This window comes from Herpetosiphon sp. (assembly GCF_003512625.1).
In the GTDB taxonomy this organism is placed as follows: Bacteria; Chloroflexota; Chloroflexia; order Chloroflexales; family Herpetosiphonaceae; genus Herpetosiphon; species Herpetosiphon aurantiacus.
Genome location: NZ_DOPT01000059.1, coordinates 291,232 through 312,112, shown reverse-complemented (window position 1 = coordinate 312,112; position 20,881 = coordinate 291,232). Strand labels below are relative to the sequence as shown.

Annotated in this window: 18 protein-coding genes; 12 read left to right on the top strand and 6 right to left on the bottom strand. The window is 52.3% G+C overall.

What is annotated here, in order from left to right; genetic code table 11:
* The 12 genes from ilvD to leuB all read left to right on the top strand — a co-directional run.
* The coding region (gene ilvD, locus DEF47_RS13890; RefSeq protein ID WP_287045183.1) for a dihydroxy-acid dehydratase at window positions 1-1,107 on the top strand (1,107 nt) is incomplete at its 5' end.
* Between the two features lie 47 nt (window positions 1,108-1,154).
* Entirely contained in the window at window positions 1,155-2,867 is a 1,713-nt protein-coding gene (gene ilvB, locus DEF47_RS13885) for a biosynthetic-type acetolactate synthase large subunit (RefSeq protein ID WP_012191973.1), read from the top strand.
* Between the two features lie 20 nt (window positions 2,868-2,887).
* Entirely contained in the window at window positions 2,888-3,409 is a 522-nt protein-coding gene (gene ilvN / locus DEF47_RS13880) for an acetolactate synthase small subunit (RefSeq protein ID WP_012191972.1), read from the top strand.
* 222 nt (window positions 3,410-3,631) lie between these two features.
* On the top strand, window positions 3,632-4,645 hold the full coding sequence (gene ilvC, locus DEF47_RS13875; protein ID WP_012191971.1) for a ketol-acid reductoisomerase: 1,014 nt from the start codon (window positions 3,632-3,634) through the stop codon (window positions 4,643-4,645).
* A gap of 162 nt (window positions 4,646-4,807) precedes the next feature.
* On the top strand, window positions 4,808-6,475 hold the full coding sequence (locus tag DEF47_RS13870; RefSeq protein WP_012191970.1) for a 2-isopropylmalate synthase: 1,668 nt from the start codon (window positions 4,808-4,810) through the stop codon (window positions 6,473-6,475).
* Between the two features lie 44 nt (window positions 6,476-6,519).
* The gene (gene pheA / locus DEF47_RS13865) at window positions 6,520-7,344 is read left to right on the top strand and encodes a prephenate dehydratase (RefSeq protein ID WP_012191969.1); all 825 of its coding nucleotides are present in this window, start codon (window positions 6,520-6,522) and stop codon (window positions 7,342-7,344) included.
* 121 nt (window positions 7,345-7,465) lie between these two features.
* On the top strand, window positions 7,466-9,061 hold the full coding sequence (gene cimA / locus DEF47_RS13860; RefSeq protein ID WP_012191968.1) for a citramalate synthase: 1,596 nt from the start codon (window positions 7,466-7,468) through the stop codon (window positions 9,059-9,061).
* A gap of 40 nt (window positions 9,062-9,101) precedes the next feature.
* On the top strand, window positions 9,102-10,025 hold the full coding sequence (locus tag DEF47_RS13855; protein ID WP_012191967.1) for a branched-chain amino acid transaminase: 924 nt from the start codon (window positions 9,102-9,104) through the stop codon (window positions 10,023-10,025).
* On the top strand, window positions 10,022-10,426 hold the full coding sequence (locus tag DEF47_RS13850) for a GNAT family N-acetyltransferase (RefSeq protein WP_012191966.1): 405 nt from the start codon (window positions 10,022-10,024) through the stop codon (window positions 10,424-10,426). Before DEF47_RS13855 ends, DEF47_RS13850 begins: the two co-directional genes overlap by 4 nt.
* A 265-nt stretch (window positions 10,427-10,691) precedes the next feature.
* Entirely contained in the window at window positions 10,692-12,107 is a 1,416-nt protein-coding gene (gene leuC, locus DEF47_RS13845; RefSeq protein ID WP_012191965.1) for a 3-isopropylmalate dehydratase large subunit, read from the top strand.
* 117 nt (window positions 12,108-12,224) lie between these two features.
* The gene (gene leuD, locus DEF47_RS13840; RefSeq protein WP_012191964.1) at window positions 12,225-12,815 is read left to right on the top strand and encodes a 3-isopropylmalate dehydratase small subunit; all 591 of its coding nucleotides are present in this window, start codon (window positions 12,225-12,227) and stop codon (window positions 12,813-12,815) included.
* Between the two features lie 163 nt (window positions 12,816-12,978).
* Window positions 12,979-14,052 (top strand): 3-isopropylmalate dehydrogenase, encoded by a 1,074-nt coding sequence (gene leuB, locus DEF47_RS13835; protein WP_012191963.1) that lies wholly within the window; start codon window positions 12,979-12,981, stop codon window positions 14,050-14,052.
* Between the two features lie 57 nt (window positions 14,053-14,109).
* Here the strand turns inward: leuB and DEF47_RS13830 are convergent, their stop codons facing one another.
* The 6 genes from DEF47_RS13830 to DEF47_RS13805 form a co-directional block, all read right to left on the bottom strand.
* Entirely contained in the window at window positions 14,110-15,255 is a 1,146-nt protein-coding gene (locus DEF47_RS13830) for a glycosyltransferase family 4 protein (RefSeq protein ID WP_012191962.1), read from the bottom strand.
* Window positions 15,256-15,510: 255 nt separating this feature from the next.
* On the bottom strand, window positions 15,511-15,984 hold the full coding sequence (locus DEF47_RS13825) for a DinB family protein (protein WP_012191961.1): 474 nt from the start codon (window positions 15,982-15,984) through the stop codon (window positions 15,511-15,513).
* 7 nt (window positions 15,985-15,991) lie between these two features.
* Entirely contained in the window at window positions 15,992-17,152 is a 1,161-nt protein-coding gene (locus DEF47_RS13820; RefSeq protein WP_012191960.1) for a lysylphosphatidylglycerol synthase transmembrane domain-containing protein, read from the bottom strand.
* 33 nt (window positions 17,153-17,185) lie between these two features.
* Window positions 17,186-18,139 (bottom strand): GDP-mannose 4,6-dehydratase, encoded by a 954-nt coding sequence (locus DEF47_RS13815; protein WP_012191959.1) that lies wholly within the window; start codon window positions 18,137-18,139, stop codon window positions 17,186-17,188.
* Window positions 18,136-19,560: an O-antigen ligase family protein gene (locus tag DEF47_RS13810; RefSeq protein ID WP_012191958.1), complete on the bottom strand. Its 1,425-nt coding sequence runs from the start codon at window positions 19,558-19,560 to the stop codon at window positions 18,136-18,138. The genes DEF47_RS13815 and DEF47_RS13810 overlap by 4 nt, the downstream gene beginning before the upstream one ends.
* A gap of 105 nt (window positions 19,561-19,665) precedes the next feature.
* Window positions 19,666-20,622, bottom strand: a complete 957-nt coding sequence (locus DEF47_RS13805; RefSeq protein WP_012191957.1) for a UDP-glucuronic acid decarboxylase family protein — start codon at window positions 20,620-20,622, stop codon at window positions 19,666-19,668.
* Between the last annotated feature and the right edge of the window lie 259 nt (window positions 20,623-20,881).

The following is a 20,881-nucleotide window of genomic DNA, read 5'->3' as shown; positions in this document are numbered from 1 at the left end:
TGCTCCGGCATGTTCACCGCCAATTCGATGAATTGTCTGTGTGAAGCACTGGGAATCGCCCTGCCATACAACGGTTCATTACTGGCCACCGACCCTGCCCGCCACGAGCTAGCCCGCACCGCCGCCACCAAAGTCCTCGAATTGCTCCGCCAGAATATTTCCTTCAGCGATATTGTCACTCCCGAATCAATTGATAACGCGATGGCGCTCGACGTAGCCATGGGCGGCTCGACCAACACCATCTTGCACGTTTTGGCCTTGGCGCGTGAAGCAGGCTTGGATTACCCAATCAGCCGCTTTAACGAGGTTGCAGCTCGCGTACCACACTTGGCCAAAGTTAGCCCAGCCTGGGATGGCACTCGCCAATGGCATATGGAAGATGTGCATCGCGCTGGTGGCGTACCAGCAATTATGGCCGAATTGGCCAAAAAGCCCGATGCCCTACACTTGAATGTGCCAACCGTGACAGGCCAAACCTTGGGTGAACAATTGCAAGGCATCGCCAACGAAAACCCTGAATGCATCCGCCCAATCGAACATCCCCATTCAGCCCAAGGCGGTTTGTGTATTTTGTTTGGCAACTTGGCTCCTGAAGGCTCGGTGATCAAAATTGGTGCAGTTGATCAACATCAAATGACATTTAGCGGCCCGGCCCGTTGTTTCCCCAGCGAAGAAGCCGCCACCTACGCCGCCCGCGCTGGCGAAATTCAAGCTGGCGATGTGGTGGTAGTGCGCTACGAAGGCCCACGCGGTGGCCCAGGTATGCGCGAAATGCTGGCCTTAACCTCGTTGCTCAAAGGCATGCCCTTGGGCGAGCAAGTGGCCTTATTGACCGATGGTCGCTTCAGCGGCGGCACACGCGGCCTGTGTATTGGCCATATCTCCCCCGAAGCCGCCGAGGGTGGCCCAATTGGCCTGATCGAAAATGGCGACATCATTCACATCGATTTAGCAAATCGCCTGTTGGCAGTTGACCTCAGCGAAACGCAATTTGCCGAACGCCGCGCTGCGTGGCAAGCCCCAGAACGCAAACATCAACGCGGCTGGTTGGCACGCTACACCCGTTTGGTGACGAACGCCAGCAATGGCGCGGTGTTGGAAGCATAGATCTGCAACTTATTGACATTAAACCTTACGCAAGGCGAGGTATACCGATGAAAACGCTAACTGGTGCTCAAATGATGTGTGAAGCGTTGATAGCCGAAGGCGTTGATGTGATGTTTGGCTATCCAGGTGGGGCGATTATGCCGTTCTACCATGCGCTGCCCGAATATCCCCAATTGCGCCATATTTTGGTGCGCCACGAACAAGCGGCTGGCCATGCCGCCGAAGGCTACGCCCGTACCAGCGGCAAAGTTGGGGTTTGTGTCGCCACCAGCGGCCCGGGCGCAACCAACTTGGTCACGGCAATTGCCGATGCCATGATGGATTCAATCCCGATCGTAGCGATCACTGGGCAAGTTGTCACCTCGTTAATCGGCAAAGATGGCTTTCAAGAAACCGATGTGACGGGCATCACCCAGCCTATCACCAAGCACAATTATTTGGTGACCGATGTGCGCGATTTGCCCCGTGTGTTCAAAGAAGCGTTTCATATTGCCCGAACTGGCCGCCCCGGCCCAGTCTTGATCGACGTTGCCAAAGATACCCAAAACGCTCGGGGCGTATTCGAATATCCAGAATCGGTCGATTTACCAGGCTACAAGCCCAACTACGATGGCAATCGCCGCCAAATCAAAGAAGCTGCCAATTTGCTGAATCAAGCCAAAAAGCCCTTGATTATGGCAGGCCATGGCATTTTGCTGGGTCACGCGAGCGTCGAATTACGCGAATTTGCCGAAAAAACTGGTATTCCGGTGATCACCACATTGTTGGGCATTAGCTGTATTCCCGAAGATCATCCGTTATCGTTGGGCATGCCTGGCATGCACGGTTGGGTTCATGTCAATCGCGCCATCCAAGAATGCGATGTGTTATTTACCATCGGCGCACGCTTCGACGACCGTGTAACTGGCAAATTAGATACCTTTGCCCGCAACGCCAAAATCATTCATGTTGATATTGATCCGGCTGAAGTTGGCAAAAATGTGATTACTGCTGTGCCAATTGTCGGCGATGCCAAGCGTGTGCTAGAAAACTTGACCGAAATTGTCAACGCCAACGAGCATAGCGAATGGCTCAACCATATTCGTGATATTCAGGCCACGCGCTCCAAGCGCCAACGCGACCCAGAAAGTGGCATGTTCACGCCACACCATGTTTATGCCGAATTCACCCGCATTATGCAAGGCGAGTTTCGGGTTTGCACTGACGTGGGCCAGCACCAAATGTGGGCGGCTCAGTTGATCGAATATATGAAGCCCCATACCCACATCACCTCTGGCGGTTTGGGAACCATGGGTTTTGCCTTGCCAGCGGCGATGGGCGTACAAGTCGCTTGCCCCAACGAAGAAGTTTGGGCAATTGCTGGCGACGGCGGCTTCCAGATGAATTTGCAAGAGCTAGCCACGGTGGTGCAAGAAAGCCTGCCCTTGAAGATTTGTATCATCAACAACGGCTACTTGGGCATGGTGCGCCAATGGCAAGAGCTTTTCCACGAACGCCGCTATTCGGCAACGCCAATGTGGAGTCCCGATTTTATCAAGTTGGCTGATGCTTATGGCATTCCTGGGGTGCGGGTCGAACGCGCCGAAGATGTGGCCGAGGCAATTCAGCAAGCCCGCTCAACCAATGGCCCATTCCTGATTGAATTTGTGGTTGAACGCGAAGTCAACGTCTATCCGATGGTGGCTCCAGGCGCGAGCATCAGCGATATGTTCGAAGATCCCAACGAAGTCGAAATCGAAGACGTTGTGGCAGTGAAATAGGCTCACAGGAGATTTTTGCAATGAAACATACCTTAGTTGCTTTATTACGTGACCAACCTGGGGTGCTGAACCGCTCAGTGAGCCTGTTTCGCCGCCGTGGTTTCAATATCGAAAGCTTGACCGTTGGCCATACCGAAACGCCTGGTATCTCACGCATGACCTTGGTGGTCGATGGCGATACCACCAGCGTCGAACAAGTAATCAAACAACTGTATAAATTGATTGATGTGCTGAAGGTCAGTGATGTTAGCCAAGACCCGAATGTCACCCGCGATTTGCTGTTGGTCAAGGTGTATGCACCACCAGCCAAACGCAGCGAATTGATGCAATTGGCCGATATTTTCGGAGCCAAAATTGTCGATGTTGTGCCCGATGCCATGATGATCGAACTCAGCGGCAGCCCTGAACAACTCGACCGCTTTGTTGACCTGATTCGCCCGTTTGGCATTCGCGAACTGGTTCGCACCGGATGTGTCGCGATGACCCGTGGTGCATCGACGGTCAGCGGGCCATATCAAAACCAAGAATTTCGCGCTGCTTAATTGAATTCAACGAGGCAACTGCCTCTTCATTAATAAAGGATCACGACCATGCTGCAACCAATGTTTGAAGAAGAAACCACCGCGACCGCTGATAAAGCCCACTATAGCGACGAAGATGTCAATTGGGATACATGGTGGGGCGATTACGGCGAGACCATGGAATAAACACGGGTAGCAATTGTTCATCGTTCAGCCCATTAGTTATATTGAGGAACTCATTCAATGGCAAAGCTTTATTACGATAACGATGCAGATCTTGGACGCTTGGCTGGCAAAACTGTGGCGATCATCGGTTATGGCTCACAAGGCCACGCCCACGCCTTGAACTTGAAGGATAGCGGCGTGCAGGTGGTGGTTGGTTTGCACGAAGGTAGCAAATCAAAGGCCAAAGCCGAAGCTGCGGGCTTGCAAGTGTTGAGCGTTGGCGAGGCCACCAAGGCTGCTGATGTTGTCATGGTCTTGGTGCCAGATACCACCCAAGCCCAACTCTACAGCGATGAAATTGCCCCGAACTTAAAGCCCAATGCAACCTTGATGTTTGCCCACGGCTTCAACATTCGCTATGGTCAAATCGTGCCACCTGCTGGCGTTGATGTTTCGTTGATCGCGCCAAAATCACCTGGACATCGCGTCCGTGAAGTATTCGAACATGGCGGCGGCGTACCAGGTTTGGTCGCAGTTTATCAAGATGCCAGCGGCGAAGCCTTGCAAAACGCCTTGGCCTATGGCAAAGGCATCGGTTGTGCTCGCGCTGGTGTGCTCGAAACTACCTTTGCCGAAGAAACCGAAACCGACTTGTTCGGCGAGCAAGCCATCTTGTGTGGCGGGGTTTCGGCCTTGGTCAAAGCAGGTTTTGAAACCTTGGTCGAAGCTGGCTATCAACCAGAAGTTGCCTACTTTGAATGTATGCACGAACTCAAGTTGATCGTCGATTTGTTCTATCAAGGTGGCTTGAGCTACATGCGCTACTCGGTCAGTGATACTGCTGAATGGGGCGATTATATTGCTGGGCCACGGGTCGTAACCAGCGAAACCAAAGCTGCCATGAAACTGTTGTTGGAAGAGATTCAAAATGGCGCATTCGCCGAAGATTGGATCGAAGAAAACCACACTGGCCGCGCTCGTTTCAACAAGTATCGCTCAACCGATGTTGGCCACCAAATCGAGCAAGTTGGCCGCGAATTGCGCTCAATGATGCCATTCGTCAATCCAAAAGAAATTAACCCAGGCAGTTAATTAGGGAACGAGGGCTTGGTGTCTTATGTTCCCTCACCCCCTAGCCCCCTCTCCCGCCCAGCGAGGCGAGGGGGAATTGCTTAGGCTAACTCCCCTCTCCCACGCAATGGGAGAGGGGCTGGGGGTGAGGGAATAAAGCTAGCCCTCATTACGGAGAACTTTATGACCAGCGATTATGTACGCATTTTCGATACAACCCTGCGCGACGGTGAGCAATCACCAGGCTGTACCATGCATCTGCACGAAAAATTGGAAGTTGCCAAGCAATTGGCGCGAATGGGCGTGGATATTATCGAAGCGGGCTTTCCGGCGGCCTCACCTGGCGATTGGGAAGCAGTTAACCAAATTGCCAAGAGCGTTGGCACTGCCGATGGTCCAGTGATCTGTGGCTTAGCACGAGCAGTCAAAAGCGATATCGAAGCCTGTGCCACAGCGATTGCACCTGCCGCCAAAAAGCGTATTCACACTTTCCTTTCAAGCTCAGATATTCATATCGAGTATCAATTGCGCTCAACCCGCGAGGAAGTGCTGACGAAAACCCGTGAGATGGTGCGCTTGGCTAGCTCGCTTTGCGACGATGTTGAATTCTCGCCGATGGATGCGACCCGTTCCGACATCGAATTTATGTATCAGATGCTGGCGATAGCGATTGAAGAAGGCGCAACAACCTTGAATATTCCTGATACCGTGGGCTATTCCACGCCTGAGGAATATGCAGCGTTGCTTCGGGGGATTATCGAAAACGTACCTGGTGCTGCTGATGTGATTATCTCAACCCATTGCCACGACGATTTGGGCTTGGCGGTGGCGAATTCGTTGGCTGGCGTTCGAGCTGGCGCACGCCAAATTGAATGCACAATCAATGGCATCGGCGAGCGAGCTGGCAATGCTTCGTTGGAAGAAGTGGTGATGGCTTTGGAAACGCGCAAGCAATTTTACGGCCTGAGCACCAATATCGACACAACCCAACTAACGCCTAGCTCACGCTTGTTGAGTGCCTGCACCAACACCCAAGTGCCACCCAACAAGGCAATTGTTGGCGCGAATGCCTTTGCTCACGAATCGGGCATTCACCAAGATGGCGTGTTGAAACACCGTATGACCTACGAAATTATGAGCGCCGAATCGGTGGGTCAAGATGGCAATGCCTTGGTTTTGGGCAAACACTCAGGCCGCCATGCCTTCCGCCATCGGGTGCAAGAATTGGGCTATAGCTTCGATGAAGCTACGATCAACCACTTGTTTGCCCGCTTCAAAGATGTAGCTGATCGCAAGAAATATGTTGATGATCGCGATGTTGAGGCCTTGATTAGCGATGAAGCAGGCCGCCCAAGCCCAGTTTATGAATTGGAGCATGTGCAATTTGCCTCAGGCGTGAACGCCATCCCAACCGCAACCGTGCGCATGCGCGGCCCCAACGGCGAAGTCAAAATCGAATCAGCCCAAGGCACAGGCCCAGTGGATGCAGTCTATTCGGCGATCAACAAAGTTGTGCTAACTCCGGTTACGTTGCTCGAATTTGCGGTCAATGCGATCACCGAAGGTATCGATGCGGTTGGCGAAGTTAGCGTGAAAGTCGTCGAAGGCAAGCATAAACATGTGCGTGGAGTTTTAACCGACAAAGCAACAGATGCCAAAGTTTGGCGCGGCAATGGAGTCAATGTTGATATCATCGTTGCGGCTGCCGAAGCCTATGTTAGCGCCTTGAACAAATTGCTGAAAGCTCGCCAAGAACGGCTCAAGCAAGAAACCACCGCCCGCATGGAAGTTGCCAGCGCTGCGCCAGGCGTGGATTTGTTCGGTGGCTCGACCCTTGGACGGTATGAATAATTGCTGAGGTTGGGTCAAATCAACCTCGCTAGCCCAAAGAACTTATGAAAATTGCTTATCTTGGCCCGGCTGGTACATTCAGCGAAAAAGCAGCGTTGGAAACGGGCGACCAACAATCCACCTATTTGCCAATGGCAAGTATGCCCGCTGTGATTACGGCTGTTGAAACTCGTGCGGTTGATTTAGGCATTTTGCCAATTGAAAACTCGCTCGAAGGGGCGGTCAGCGTTACGCTTGATGTGCTGATTCACGAAACGCGTCTGCGGATTTGCCGCGAAATCGTGATTCCGATTCGGCATATGGTGGTGGCCAAGCCCGATGTGCAACTCGATACGGTCGAAGTGCTCTACACCCATCAACAACCGCTAGCTCAATCGCGCCGTTTTATCGAACGTTGCTTGCCGAATGTGCCAACCGTGGCCGCGTTAAGCACTGCTGCTGCATTGGTCGAAGCGCTCGCCGATGAGCGCCGCGCCGCCGCATTGACCACCTTGCATGCTGCCGAACGCGCCCAAGCCAATATCTTGGCCTACGATGTTCAGGATAACAACAATAATCGCACGCGCTTTGTGGTGTTGGCTCCTGAGGATGCCGCACCAACGGGTGACGACAAGACTTCGCTGATGTTCACTGCCAAAGTTAATCGCGCAGGAGCGTTATACGAAGCCTTGGCAATTTTCGCCCAAGCTGGGATCAATTTGAGCAAAATTGAATCGCGGCCAGCCAAAGCCGAGCTTGGCGATTATGTCTTTCTGGTTGATATCGATGGCCATCGCCATGAACCAGTTGTTGCCGAAGCCCTACAAAAGCTGGCACAGATCGCTGGCACAGTCAAGATTTTTGGTAGCTATCCAAAGTTTCGCGGATAAACCGCAAAAACGCGAAGGCCGATCCACGAAGAACACGAAGGACACTAAGCTTCAACGTACTAACCTTCGTGCTCTTTGTGCCCTTCGTGGATCAATCGAAACTTCGTGCGAGGATTAAGACATGCAAATATTTTTATATGATACAACGCTGCGGGACGGCACTCAACGCGAAGGGCTTTCGTTATCTTTAGCTGATAAATTGAAAATCGCTCGCGAACTTGATCGCTTTGGCATGCACTATATCGAAGGCGGTTGGCCTGGCTCGAACCCCAAGGATGCAGCATTTTTCGCCGAAGCTGCCAAAATGGAATGGAAGCACGCCAAAATTGCCGCTTTTGGTTCAACCCGCCGTGCCAACAGCAAACCTGAAACCGATGCCAATCTCAAGGCTTTGCTCGATGCGAACACACCTGTGGTAACCTTGGTTGGCAAATCGTGGACATTGCACGTAACTGAGGTGTTGGAAACGACGCTCGAAGAAAATTTGGCCATGATTCGCGATAGCGTGGCGCTGATGAAAGCCCATGGCAAAGAAGTGATTTACGATGCTGAACACTTTTTTGATGGCTACCGCGCTGATAACGACTATGCCCTAGCCACAATCAAGGCTGCCGCCGAAGCTGGCGCAGATTGGATTGTGCTATGCGATACCAACGGCGGCTCGTTGCCCGATTGGATTAGCGCCGTGGTGCAGCGGGTCAAGGGTAAAATCAACACTCAATTGGGCATTCACACCCACAACGATAGCGAGTTGGCGGTAGCAAATTCCTTGGCCGCGATTGTTGGTGGTTGCCGCCAAGTTCAGGGCACGATTAACGGCTATGGCGAGCGCTGCGGTAACGCCAACTTAATCTCGATCATTCCCAATTTGCAACTGAAAATGGGCATGTTCTGTGTGCTGCCTGATCAATTACAACGTTTGACCGAGCTTTCACGCACCGTCAGCGAAATTGCCAATTTGAACCCCGACGAGCATGCCGCCTATGTTGGCAACAGCGCGTTTGCCCATAAAGGCGGGATTCATGTCGCAGCTGTGGCAAAAGTCGAGCATTCATACCAACATATCGAGCCAGTTCAAGTGGGCAATCGCAAACGGGTAGTGATCAGCGAGCTTTCAGGCCGTGGTAACATCAAAATGCGAGCCGAAGAATTGGGCGTGGAAAGCACAGGTCTCGAACGCGGCGTGCTCGAACGCGTCAAACTGCTTGAAAGCAAGGGCTTTCAGTTTGAAGCTGCCGAAGGTTCATTTGAACTTTTGGTGCGCCGCGCCGCTGCCGATTATGCAGCGCCCTTCAAATTGCTCGATGTTGTCACGATTGTTGAGCAACGACGGGGGGTCGAGATGCAGGCCGAGGCGACAGTTAAGCTACAAATTGGCGAGGAAATTTATCATACAGCAGCTTCGGGCAATGGCCCAGTTAACGCACTCGACCAAGCCATGCGCAAAGCCTTGCTCTCACGCTACCCCGAATTGGCCGAAGTCCATTTGGTCGATTACAAAGTGCGGATTCTCGATTCAGAATCGGCGACCGGAGCGACCACCCGGGTGTTGATTGAAGCAGCCATGGGCGACGAACGTTGGACAACCGTCGGCTGCTCCGAAAATATTATCGAAGCCAGTTGGCAAGCCTTGGTTGATTCGCTGGAATTGCCCTTGGTTCGTGCTCGCAGCAACCAGCCAGTGCTACTCAAACACGCCGCAACTGTGGCCGCCTAAGGCCAAGCATCATTCAGTCTTGCTATAAAAGGAACACTGCATGTCAATCAAACCGACCAAATTTATTTGGATGAACGGCGAATTAGTGGAATGGGAGAAAGCCACGGTGCATGTGATGAGCCATGCCTTGCACTACGGTTCATCGGTGTTTGAAGGCATTCGCGCCTACAACACGCCCAACGGCCCAGCTTTTTTCCGTTTGCAGCCCCACCTGCGCCGTTTATACGATTCGGCCAAAATTTATCGCATGCCGATTCCTTTTGATCAAGCGCAATTGGCTGATGCCTGTCATGCGGCGGTTCGTGAAAATGGCTTAAATTCGGCTTATCTGCGACCTTTGGCTTGGCGTGGTTATGGTGTGCTAGGGGTCAACCCACTCGCAGCACCAGTTGATGTGATGATCGCAGCCTTGGAATGGGGAGCCTATCTTGGCCCCGAAGCCCTAGAATTGGGCGTTGATGTTTGCGTTTCGTCGTGGAATCGCACAGCGCCAAATACCATCCCAACCATGGCCAAAGCTGGCGGCAACTATCTTTCATCACAATTGATCGTAATGGAAGCAACGCTCAATGGCTATGCTGAAGGCATCGCGCTTGATGTCAATGGCGTTTTGAGCGAAGGCAGCGGCGAAAATCTGTTCATCATTCGGGATGGCGTGATTTATACCACGCCGGTAACCGCTGCAATTTTGCCTGGCATTACCCGTGATAGCGTGCTGACCTTGGCCAAAGAATATGGCTATGAAGTGCGCGAACAAGCCTTACCACGCGAAATTCTGTATCTGGCTGATGAAATGTTCTTCACAGGCACTGCCGCCGAAGTTTCGCCAATTCGCTCAGTCGATGGCGTGCAAGTTGGCGAAGGCAAGCGCGGGCCAATCACCACCGTTCTACAAGAAGCCTTCTTCGGCTTGTTCAACGGCAAAACCGAAGATAAATGGAATTGGCTGGAGTATCTGCGATGAGCATTCGTTATAGCACCGACGTTGTGATTAGCGCCGAGCAATTCGTGGCGGTGCTGAATGCCTCAACGCTTGGCGAACGCCGCCCTGTTGATGATTTGGCTCGCATACAAACCATGCTTGCTAACGCCGATTTAATCGTGACAGCGTGGGATGGCGAAAAGCTCGTCGGGGTTGCTCGCACAATCACCGATTGGTGCTATGCCGCCTATCTTTCCGATTTGGCGGTTGACCAAACCTATCAAAAACAGGGCATTGGTCGTCAGTTAATTGAGGCTACGCGCGAAAAACTTGGCGATCAATGTTCATTAGTCTTATTAGCAGCGCCCGCCGCCGCCGATTATTACGCCAAAGTCGGCTTTGAATGGATCGAACGCGGTTGGCAAATTAAACGGACACATTAATGGCTATTGGCTGTTGTCTATTTGAAATAGTTTATTGGGTTAGCATTGATGATCATCCCTCACCCCCCTAGCCCCCTCTCCCGCCCGCGAGGCGAGGGGGAATCATCCCATCATGATCATCGATCGCCCCTCGCCCGCCGCAGTGGGAGAGGGGCTGGGGGTGAGAGAACGTTGACCAAATAGCTATAGCCGTGCAGACATTACAAACCGTCCGATAGCCAATAGCCATCAGCCTATAACCTCGCAATCAAATTTGGAGAACCCAATGGCCAAGACATTATTTGAGAAAATCTGGGATGCCCATGTTGTTCAAGCTGCTGACGCTGAATCGCCAGCAACTTTATATATCGATTTGCACTTGGTACACGAAGTAACCTCGCCGCAAGCCTTTACGATGTTGCGCGAACGTGGTTTGACCGTGCGTCGCCCAGCCCAAACCCTCGCCACCATGGACCATAGCACCCCAACCACGCCACGCGGCGCTGATGGGATTATTCCAGTGACCGATGCAATTGCTCGCAAACAGCTTGATCAATTGATCAAAAATTGTAGCGATTTTGGCATACCATTGTACAACTTGGGCACTGAAAACCAAGGCATTGTGCACGTAATCGGGCCAGAACAAGGCTACACCCAACCAGGTATGACGATTGTGTGTGGCGATTCGCACACCAGCACCCACGGCGCATTCGGAGCCTTGGCCTTCGGCATTGGCACCAGCGAAGTTGGTCACGTGTTGGCAACTCAATGTTTGTTGCAGCAAAAACCTCAAACCGCCGAAATTCGCATCGATGGCACGCTGCGTCCAGGTGTGACCGCCAAAGACATCATCTTGGCGATTATTGCCAAAATTGGGGTTGGCGGCGGCACGGGCTATGTACTTGAATACACTGGCTCGGCGATTCGCGCCCTGACCATGGAAGAACGCATGACGATTTGTAATATGTCGATCGAAGGTGGAGCACGGGCTGGCTTGATCGCGCCTGATGAAACCACCTTTGCTTGGCTGAAAGATCGGCCACATACGCCCAAGGGTGAAGCATGGGATGCTGCGGTCGAATATTGGCGCACGTTGCCCAGCGACGAAGGCGCAACCTACGATTTGCAAGTTGTCTTGAATGCTGACGAATTGGCTCCGATGATCACCTATGGCACGAATCCCGGCATGGGCATTCCGGTCACTGGCAATGTGCCAGCACCCAGCGATTTGGCCGATGATAGCCAACGCATGGCCTTGGATAAAGCCTTGAATTACATGGGCTTGCAACCAAACCAATCGCTGATCGGCCAAAAAGTCGATGTAGTGTTCCTTGGCTCCTGCACCAACTCGCGGATTTCGGATTTACGGGCGGCGGCCAAAGTGATCGAAGGCAAAAAAGTTGCCGACGGCCTACGCATGTTGGTCGTGCCTGGCTCACAACAAGTCAAGCGCCAAGCCGAAGCTGAAGGCTTAGACCAAATTTTCCGCGCGGCAGGCGCTGAATGGCGTGAAGCTGGCTGCTCGATGTGTATTGCCATGAACGGCGATCAACTGCAACCAGGCCAATATGCAGTTAGCACCAGCAACCGCAACTTTGAAGGCCGCCAAGGCAAGGGCGGGCGCACCTTCCTCGCCAGCCCGCTGACCGCTGCCGCTACCGCAATCAACGGCCATATCGTCGATGTACGCGAAATCTTGTAAAGTCAAAAGGCAGAAGGCAAAAATCAAAATAATCTGTGGTTTTGACTTTTGCCTTTGATACTGTTTATTTTGCCTTTTGAACTTTGACTTTTGACTTTACATATGGGGTTTTTAAAAATGCAACCAATTAATACTTTTCAGGCCAAAGCAGTGGCCTTACCAATTGAAAATATCGACACCGATCAGATCATTCCGGCCCGCTATTTAAAGGTTACCGATAAAAATGGCTTGGGTGAAGCATTGTTTACCGACTGGCGCGGTGAGCCAGATTTTGTGTTGAACCAACCCTATGCTCAAGGCGCTGGCGTGCTAATTGCAGGCCATAACTTTGGCTGTGGATCTTCGCGTGAACATGCACCGTGGGCCTTGCAAGGCTTTGGCTTCCAAGCAGTGATCAGCACCTATTTTGCTGATATTTTCAAAGGCAATGCTTTGAAAAATGGCCTTTTGCCAATCGTGGTCGATGCACCAACCTTGGCTCGTTTGACCGAGCAATGCCTAGCTAACCAAACCATCGATGTCAGCGTTGACCTTGAAAACCAACAAGTGCATGTGGCAGGCGAAACCATCAGCTTCCCAATTGATGCCTTCTCCAAACATTGCTTATTGCATGGAGTCGATCAATTAGGCTATATTCAAGCCCAAGAAACTGCAATCCAAGCCTATGAAGCTAGCCATGCCGCCCGCGTCAATACGGTTGGAGCATAATAAGGCTTGGTAGAGTGACGTTCCCTCATCCCCAACCCTTCTCCCATGCGTGAGAGAAGGGAGCTTTGGCTTTGTGGTTCCCCCCTCGCTCGCAGGCGGGAGAGGGGGCTAGGGGGTGAGGGAACGCCACCGCTTGTTGGTTAAATTAGCAAGGAGTGTTTTGATGCAGGCAACAATTGCTTTATTACCAGGCGATGGCATCGGCCCCGAAGTTGTCGCTGAGGGGGTTGAGGTGCTCAAGGCCGTCGGTGAACGCTACGGCCATAGTTTTAGTTTCAGCGAAGGCTTAATCGGTGGTTGTGCAATCGATGCCCACGGCACAGCGTTGCCCGAAGCCACAATCGAAATCTGCCGAGCCGCCGATGCCGTGCTGCTGGGCGCGGTTGGCGGCCCCAAGTGGGATGATCCCAAGGCCAAAGTTCGACCAGAACAAGGCTTGTTGGGCATTCGCAAAACCTTGGGCTTGTATGCCAATTTGCGGCCTGTGACCGTCACGCCCGCCTTAGCTAGCCGCTCACCATTGCGCCCCGATTTGGTCGAAGGGGTCGATTTGTTGGTAGTGCGCGAATTAACTGGCGGGATTTACTTCGGCGATAAAACCTGTGTCTACATTCGCCCCGACGAAGAACAAGCTGTCGATACCTGTGTCTATACCACCAGCGAAATCGAGCGCGTGGTGCGGCGGGCTTGTGAATTGGCACGGACTCGCCGTGGCAAAGTTACCTCGGTCGATAAAGCCAATGTCTTGGAAACCTCACGCTTATGGCGGCGCGTCGCCAGCCGAGTGGTTGCCGAAGAATTCCCTGATATTCAGCTTGAGCATATTTTGGTCGATGCCTGTGCGATGCACTTGTTGCGCCGCCCTGCCGACTTCGATGTGATTGTGACTGAAAATATGTTTGGCGATATTCTGACCGACGAAGCGTCGATGTTGGCTGGCTCGTTGGGCTTGTTGCCATCGGCCTCGCTTGGTGCGGGCAAAGCTGGTTTGTACGAGCCAATTCACGGCAGCGCTCCCGATATTGCTGGCAAAGGCGTGGCCAATCCACTGGCGACAATTTTGAGCGTAGCCTTGCTGTTGCGCTATTCCTTGGGCTTAGATACCGAGGCTGAGGCAGTCGAAAAAGCCGTATATGCAACGATCGATGCAGGCATTTTAACTGGCGATTTAGCGCCTGCAGGCCAAGGCCGCTCAACCAAAGAAGTTGGGGCAGCGGTGTTGGAACGTTTGGGCTAAGCATCAATTACGCCCCTGGTTCAATGGCGAGCTAGGGGCGTTGGCATTTTAGGCTTGTTACCCCAGCAATTCGTATAACCCCAAAACGCCCAAACCAGTGCCTTCCCACGTAAATTTAGCGGCTTGGCGTGGGCCTGCTTCAGCCAAGCTTTGGCAAACATCAGGCTCAGTTAAAATTTTTTGTAAAGCCGCTGTTAGTGCCGCTGTATCATGTGGATCGACCAGCAAGGCCGCGTTGCCAGCAATTTCGGGCAAACTGGAGATGGTTGAGGTAATCACGGGTGTGCCACATGCTTGAGCTTCAACAATCGGCACGCCAAATCCTTCATACAACGAGGGATAAACCATGGCGGTCGCGCCGCTATAGAGCTTGGGCAAATCGCTGTCGCTGACAAAATCCAAGAAGATGACTGCTTGCTCAAGGCCATGGCGTTGTACCGCTGCATAAATTGGCTCGGCCAACCAACCCCGTTTGCCGCCGATCACCAAGGGCTGGCTGCGCAACTCAGCGGGCAATTGACCAAAGGCTTCGATCAAACGCTCAACATTTTTGCGCGGCTGCACCGTGCCTACATTTAAAAGGTAGCGTTCGGGCAAGCCCAAGCGTTGGCGCATTTCGGCAATTTCCGCCGCAGGCCGAGGATAAAAATCGCTGCCACTACCCGAATAAACGATTGTCGATTTAGAGGGTGCTGTGCCCAGCAAGCGCTCCATATCGGCTTTGGTTGCCCGCGAATTAACGTGAATATGGTCGGCGCGGCGCACATTGCGCGGTACAACCCCACCCAAATAACGCCGCAACTCGGGTGGCGCAGTTTCAGGGTGAATAATATAGGCAAAATCGTGAATCGAGAGCAGCGTTTTAGCCTTGGTCGGCGGCAACACAAAATCAGTGCCATGCACCACATCAACCGCCCCAACAATCGTCTCGACAGGCAAGGGCATGCGCAAGCGTTGCCAAAGAATCGTCAACAAGCGCTCATTAATTGGAATTGGGCGCGGCTTGATATTGGGCAAACGCCGTTGAAGCTCATGCAAGGCCTGCATCTGAGCACTTTTTGGGTCAAGCCCACGCGCAGCATACCACAGCGAGAAGCGATGCTGAGGCGCTGCCTGCGCGGCGACCTGAGTTATTTCGCGAACAAAGCGGCCAATTCCGCCGCCCTGACGTACCGCTGCATTGTAATCAATTGCTATGTGCATAAGTTAAGAGCATAGAACATATTGCGTCCCCTCACCCCCAACCCCTCGCCCACTGCGGCGGGCGAGGGGCGATCGAATAATCCTGGTGTGATGATTCCCCCTCGCCTCGCCTGCGGGGGAGGGGGCTAGGGCATGCCAATCGACAGTCCATCCCACCCAAGCATTGTTAAAAACCTACCCTTGTAAGTCGCATCCCCCCACTCCTTCGCGTTCTTCGCGGTTTCGATTCTGCGTGCCCTTCGTGTTCTTCGTGGATCATTTGGCTGCTGCTAGCACCTGACCAATTTGCTCAAGATGCAGCTCGCCGTGACGGGCATAGTACCGCACCACTTGCTCAAGCGTCGTTTCGCCATTTTCGGGATGCCAACCAGTCCGTTCAAAACTGGCCAAATCAAGTGAATTTACCAAGGTTGCTGCCCGTTCTTGCAAGCCTTGTAAAATCGTCAAGGAGGTTTCGATTGGGCCAACGCTATCAACAGTTGTGACCCATGTATCCTGATCAAACGGCTTGAGCGTTGGGTAATCTTCCAACAACAAGAGTTTTATGCGAATAAACAGAGTCATCTGTGTATCAGCAAGATGATGGATATTTTGGGCGATTGTCCATTCATTCGATATATAGGCCGTGTTCAATTGCTCAAGATCCAAACGATCAACCAAGGCATGTAGTTGAGCAGGCAAGTGTAAAATGGTCGCTACAAGTGCATCGCGTTCGCTAGCAGTTAACATGGCTGGCTCACTTTCGTTTGCTAAACAGATACAAAACCAACCCCAAAATCACGATGCTCCAATAATTGATGATCCGATCAAGAAACGCCACGGCAGTGCTAGTGGTTTGGCCGACACTAAACAACATCATCACACCAGCAATCCCGACCTCGACCAAGCCCAAGCCACCAGGCAAGGCTGGCACGGCGGTCAACAATGAGCTAGCTAAGGCCACAAAAATAATCGCTGATAACGATAAGCCTAAACCACCCATGGCCTCAATTACGAAAAACAAGCGCATCGACTCGCCCAGCCAAACAATGATTGTCAAAATCAGCAAAATTGGCAGGCGTGAAGGTCGAAATGATGAAAGCGTGCCTTCCTCGAAGCGAGCATAAAAATCGTGGAAACGTTGGGGCAAGGCGCGGCGAATCAACGGACTCAGATAGCGCATCGACATCAAACCAATCACCAGCAAAATTGTAAAGACAATCCCGATGATAAATAATTTTTCGGTCCAGCTATTGAGATGGCCTTGAAAGACCAATAAGCCCGAAACTACCAACATGCCAAACAGCACAATCATATCGACAATGCGTTCGGCGAAAATTGTACCCAAGGTGCGCGAGAATGAGGCGTTGCCGTTTTTCTTAACCAAATAACCCCGATAGGCATCGCCCAGTTTGGCAGGCACGACGCAGTTGGCAAACCACGAAAGCCCAATAAACTCGCTTAATGCCGCAATCCCCGACCAATTTTTACGTGATTGCGGGCTATCAACCTCAAAGCCAGCGCTACGCAAGATAATCCGCCAGCGCCAGGCGCGAATTGGAAAAAGACCATAGAAAACAATAAAACCAGCGCTATACAGCCAAAGATTGGTCTGAAGAATCTGCTGCCACATCTCAGCGAGGTTAATATCGGCTCGCCAAAATGCTAAGCCCAGAATCGCAAAAGCAATGCCAAACGATGCCAAGGATTTAACATTCAGAAATTTATCACGTAGCGAAAAGCCGCTCGAACGCACCTCGGCTAAATCGTCGGGCAGTGCATCGGCAGGTAACGGTGCAGCTTCGGCGGCCTGTTCAACCAATTGTTCGAGCGATTCGGTTTCAGCCGGACGCGGCAAGCCTTGGTTGGTTTGCTCAGGGCGTAAACTAGCAGGATTTGCTTGCGTTTGCGATTTCATAATGATCCAGTTTGTTTCTAACACGATGCCGATCTAGCAATCGTACTCGGTTTTATACCAATGCCAATAGCGCTCTAGGCCATCCTCGATATCGATGGTTGGCTTCCAACCCAGCAATTGTTGCGCCTTGGAGGTGTCGGCAAAGGTAATTGGCGGGTCGGCAGATGATAAAGGCTTGGCTTCAATAATTGCATTCAAGCCAGTAATTGCTTGCAGCGTATCAATAAAACTGCGTAGCATCACCGGAGTTGAGTTGCCTAAATTGAAAATATCAAAGGCGCGATCGCTATCGAGGACCGCAATCACCCCTGAAACAATATCATCAACGTAGGTCCAATCGCGGTAAACATCAACCCCGCCATTGTAAAGCACAATTGGCTCTTGCTTGCGCATGGCCTCAACAAAAATTGTTGGGGTCATATCGGGGCGGCCTTTGGGGCCATAGACCGTGAAAAAGCGCACCACGCGGGTCGGAATTTGGGTTTGGTAGTGGAAGGTATAGGCCAGCAGTTCTGAGGCTTTTTTGGTAGCAGCATAGGGCGATAATGGTCGATCGGTGGCTAATTCTTCGTGCCATGGGGTTGGTGCAAGCCCATACACCGACGATGTTGAGGCTTGAACAAAGGCCTGAATGCCATATTGAATCGCCGCTTGCCAGACATTGACCGAGCCTTCAACATTGACGGCGCTATACAAAGCGGGGTATTGCAACGAATAGCGCGGGTTGGCCATGCCTGCCAAATGCGCTACATGGCTTGGCCGATGTTGCTCAAACAAGGCCAATAAACTGGCCGGATCGCGCAAATCGCCTTCCCACAGCACAAAATTGAGATGATCAAGCAAACCTGCTACGTTACGGCGTTTGCGTTCAGGGCTGTAATAATCGTTGAAATTATCGAATGCAATGACACGTTCGCCACGCTGCAACAGTGTTTCGCACAAATGCGAGCCAATAAAACCCGCACCACCCGTTACTAAATATGTCATGCACGCCACCCTTGGCGCTGTGTCAGAACCACACATAAGGCCCACACTGCGCTCAAATGAATTCCAAAATTCAACACATGGAGATTATCGAAAACATTATGCAATTGAATGGCGGTTATGATACCACAGCAGCCAATTGCTACCATCTGCCAAACCGTGCCGCGCGTCGCCTGAATTGCCAAATAGGCTTGACGATAGACCGCTGCAATCAGCACGAGATAAGCAACAAAGCCTAAAATGCCAGCTTCTGCCGCAATATGAATGTAGTAGTTGTGCGAGTGGCCTTGCGATTCCGACCAGCGCCCGACAAAAAATTCGGGATAGGCTCGATTGAAGTTGTCGGGGCCAACTCCGAGCAGCGGATGAGCCAAAAACATATTTGCCCCCGCTTGCCAATGGGCCATGCGTTCGACAACCGCAAAATTTTCATCGGTAACCGTCACCCGCCCAGCATCAAAAATCCGTAAATTGTTGGTTAGACTGCTAATTCGCTCGGTAATCACTGGGGGGAAAAGCTCAGGTTGGCTGATAATCGCCAACAGCAAGATTCCACCAAGCGCGATTAATGGCAAGGCTCGCCGCCGATCAACCGCCAGCAGCATCACCACCACCGCACCCATAATGCCAATCCAAGCGCCGCGCGAAAAACTAACCCCAACTGCCGCCAAAATGATCAGGCTTGCGCCAGCACTCAAGGCCGAGCCAATTAAATAGTGCCAGCGTTGGCGCTGCTGCCACCAAAACCAGAGCAAGCCCAAGGCTACACTCAAAGTCATGGGCCACATCAACTCCAAAAAGCCGGCAAAGGTGTTGGGCTTACCGATTGTGCCATAAGCCCGCACAGTTTCGCCAATGGCAAATGGCCCAGCACCCACGCGATATTGCTGAATACCGATCAGTGCCTCGATGACCCCAACCGTGAACATCACCGCAATCAGGCCAATCGCGCGTTTGGGCGTGGTAATTGTGGCAACCGTCACCACAAAGGCCAGCAAGGCCATAAACCAACGCACCACCTGCTTCAAGGCATCAACCGCGTTATATTCGGTCAGTCCCGCCGAGAGCAGCAAGGCCATCAAAAACAGGCTCCATGGCACCAGCAAAGTTGTGTCGATGATGATTTTGCGCTGCGCCATGCCATACAGCAACCACGCCCCCAGCGCCATAATCCCAATCACATGGGTGGCGGTCAGGCCCAGCGGAAAGCTCAATAACTCTTGAAGCATGACCGTGGCAACCGTCAGGCTCAAACCTACGGCAGGCTGAATCAGCATGCAAACTAGCAGCATGCCACAAATAATCAAGGTTGCTGCCTGCGTGAAGGGCAGCAGAGTAATAATTGCCACTCCTGCCAGCCCCAAGCTAGCTAGCAACCAATCCAATGGCTGCACGGAGCGCCAAGTTAATGCGTGACGCTGCATGACCTTCCTCGGCTTCTTCGTTGCAAATGCGGCAAATCGATCGCATACCAAAAGCCCGAGCCATCCACGCCGATGCTCAGGAGCTTGGAATAGCCTACGTTGGACTTATTTAATTTCGCCACGTTGGCGCAATTGCTCAGCAAACCATGGAATCGTTTGTTCCAAGCCTGCTTGCAAAGTGACTTGTGGCTCCCAATTCAATACCCGTTTGGCTTTGCTAATATCAGGCTGGCGATTTTGGGGGTCGTCTTTGATGCGTAGTTCGGGCTTAATCACCGTACCAGCGGGATTGCCAGTCATGGCATTGACGATTTCGGCAAACTCACGCATCGTGAACTCGTGGGGATTGCCAATATTAACCGGCTCAACCTCATCGGAGAGCAACAAACGATACACGCCTTCGACCAAATCGCCAACGAATTGGAACGAGCGGGTTTGCAAGCCATCGCCGTAGAGCGTTAATGCCTCGCCGCGCAGCGCTTGTTGAATAAAGTTAGGCACAACCCGACCATCAGCCAAGCGCATACGTGGACCATAGGTGTTGAAAATCCGCACAATCCGCGTTTGCACGCCGTGGTAGGTGTGGTAGGCCATGGTCATGGCTTCGGCAAAGCGTTTGGCTTCATCGTAAACCCCGCGTGGCCCGATTGGGTTGACGTGGCCCCAATAGGTTTCGGGTTGAGGGTGAACTTGCGGATCGCCATAAACCTCTGAGGTTGAGGCGATCAAGAAGCGGGCACCTTTGGCTTTGGCCAAACCGAGGGCATTGTGGGTTCCCAAAGCCCCAACCTTGAGCGTTTGAATCGGCAGTTCAAGATAATCGATTGGCGAGGCTGGCGAGGCAAAGTGCAAGACTGCATCGAGCGGGCCAGGCAAGAAAATATAGTTGGTCACATCGTGGCGAATGAATTGAAAGCCTTCGCGGCCAACTAAATGGGCAATATTTTCGGGGTTGCCAGTGATGAAATTATCCATCCCAACAACCGAGTGACCTTCGGACAGAAACCGCTCACACAAGTGCGAGCCTAAAAACCCTGCTGCTCCCGTGATCAACACGCGCATCGTGAACTCCTTCAAACAGAATATCGGCGCAGAAGTCGCCCTATTCTAAACGCAGATTGCTTGGCTGAAAATTAATTATCGCTAAGCGTTGCTTCGACGAAGCAGCTGCTTATTGTAATGATGGATGACGTTCATTCCCTCACCCCAGCCCCTCTCCCACTGCGGCGGGAGAGGGGAGCACTTGTAACTCGGTTCCCCCTCGCCTCGCCTGCGGGCTAGGGGGCTAGGGGGTGAGGGGCTGTCATCGATTAACCATTAC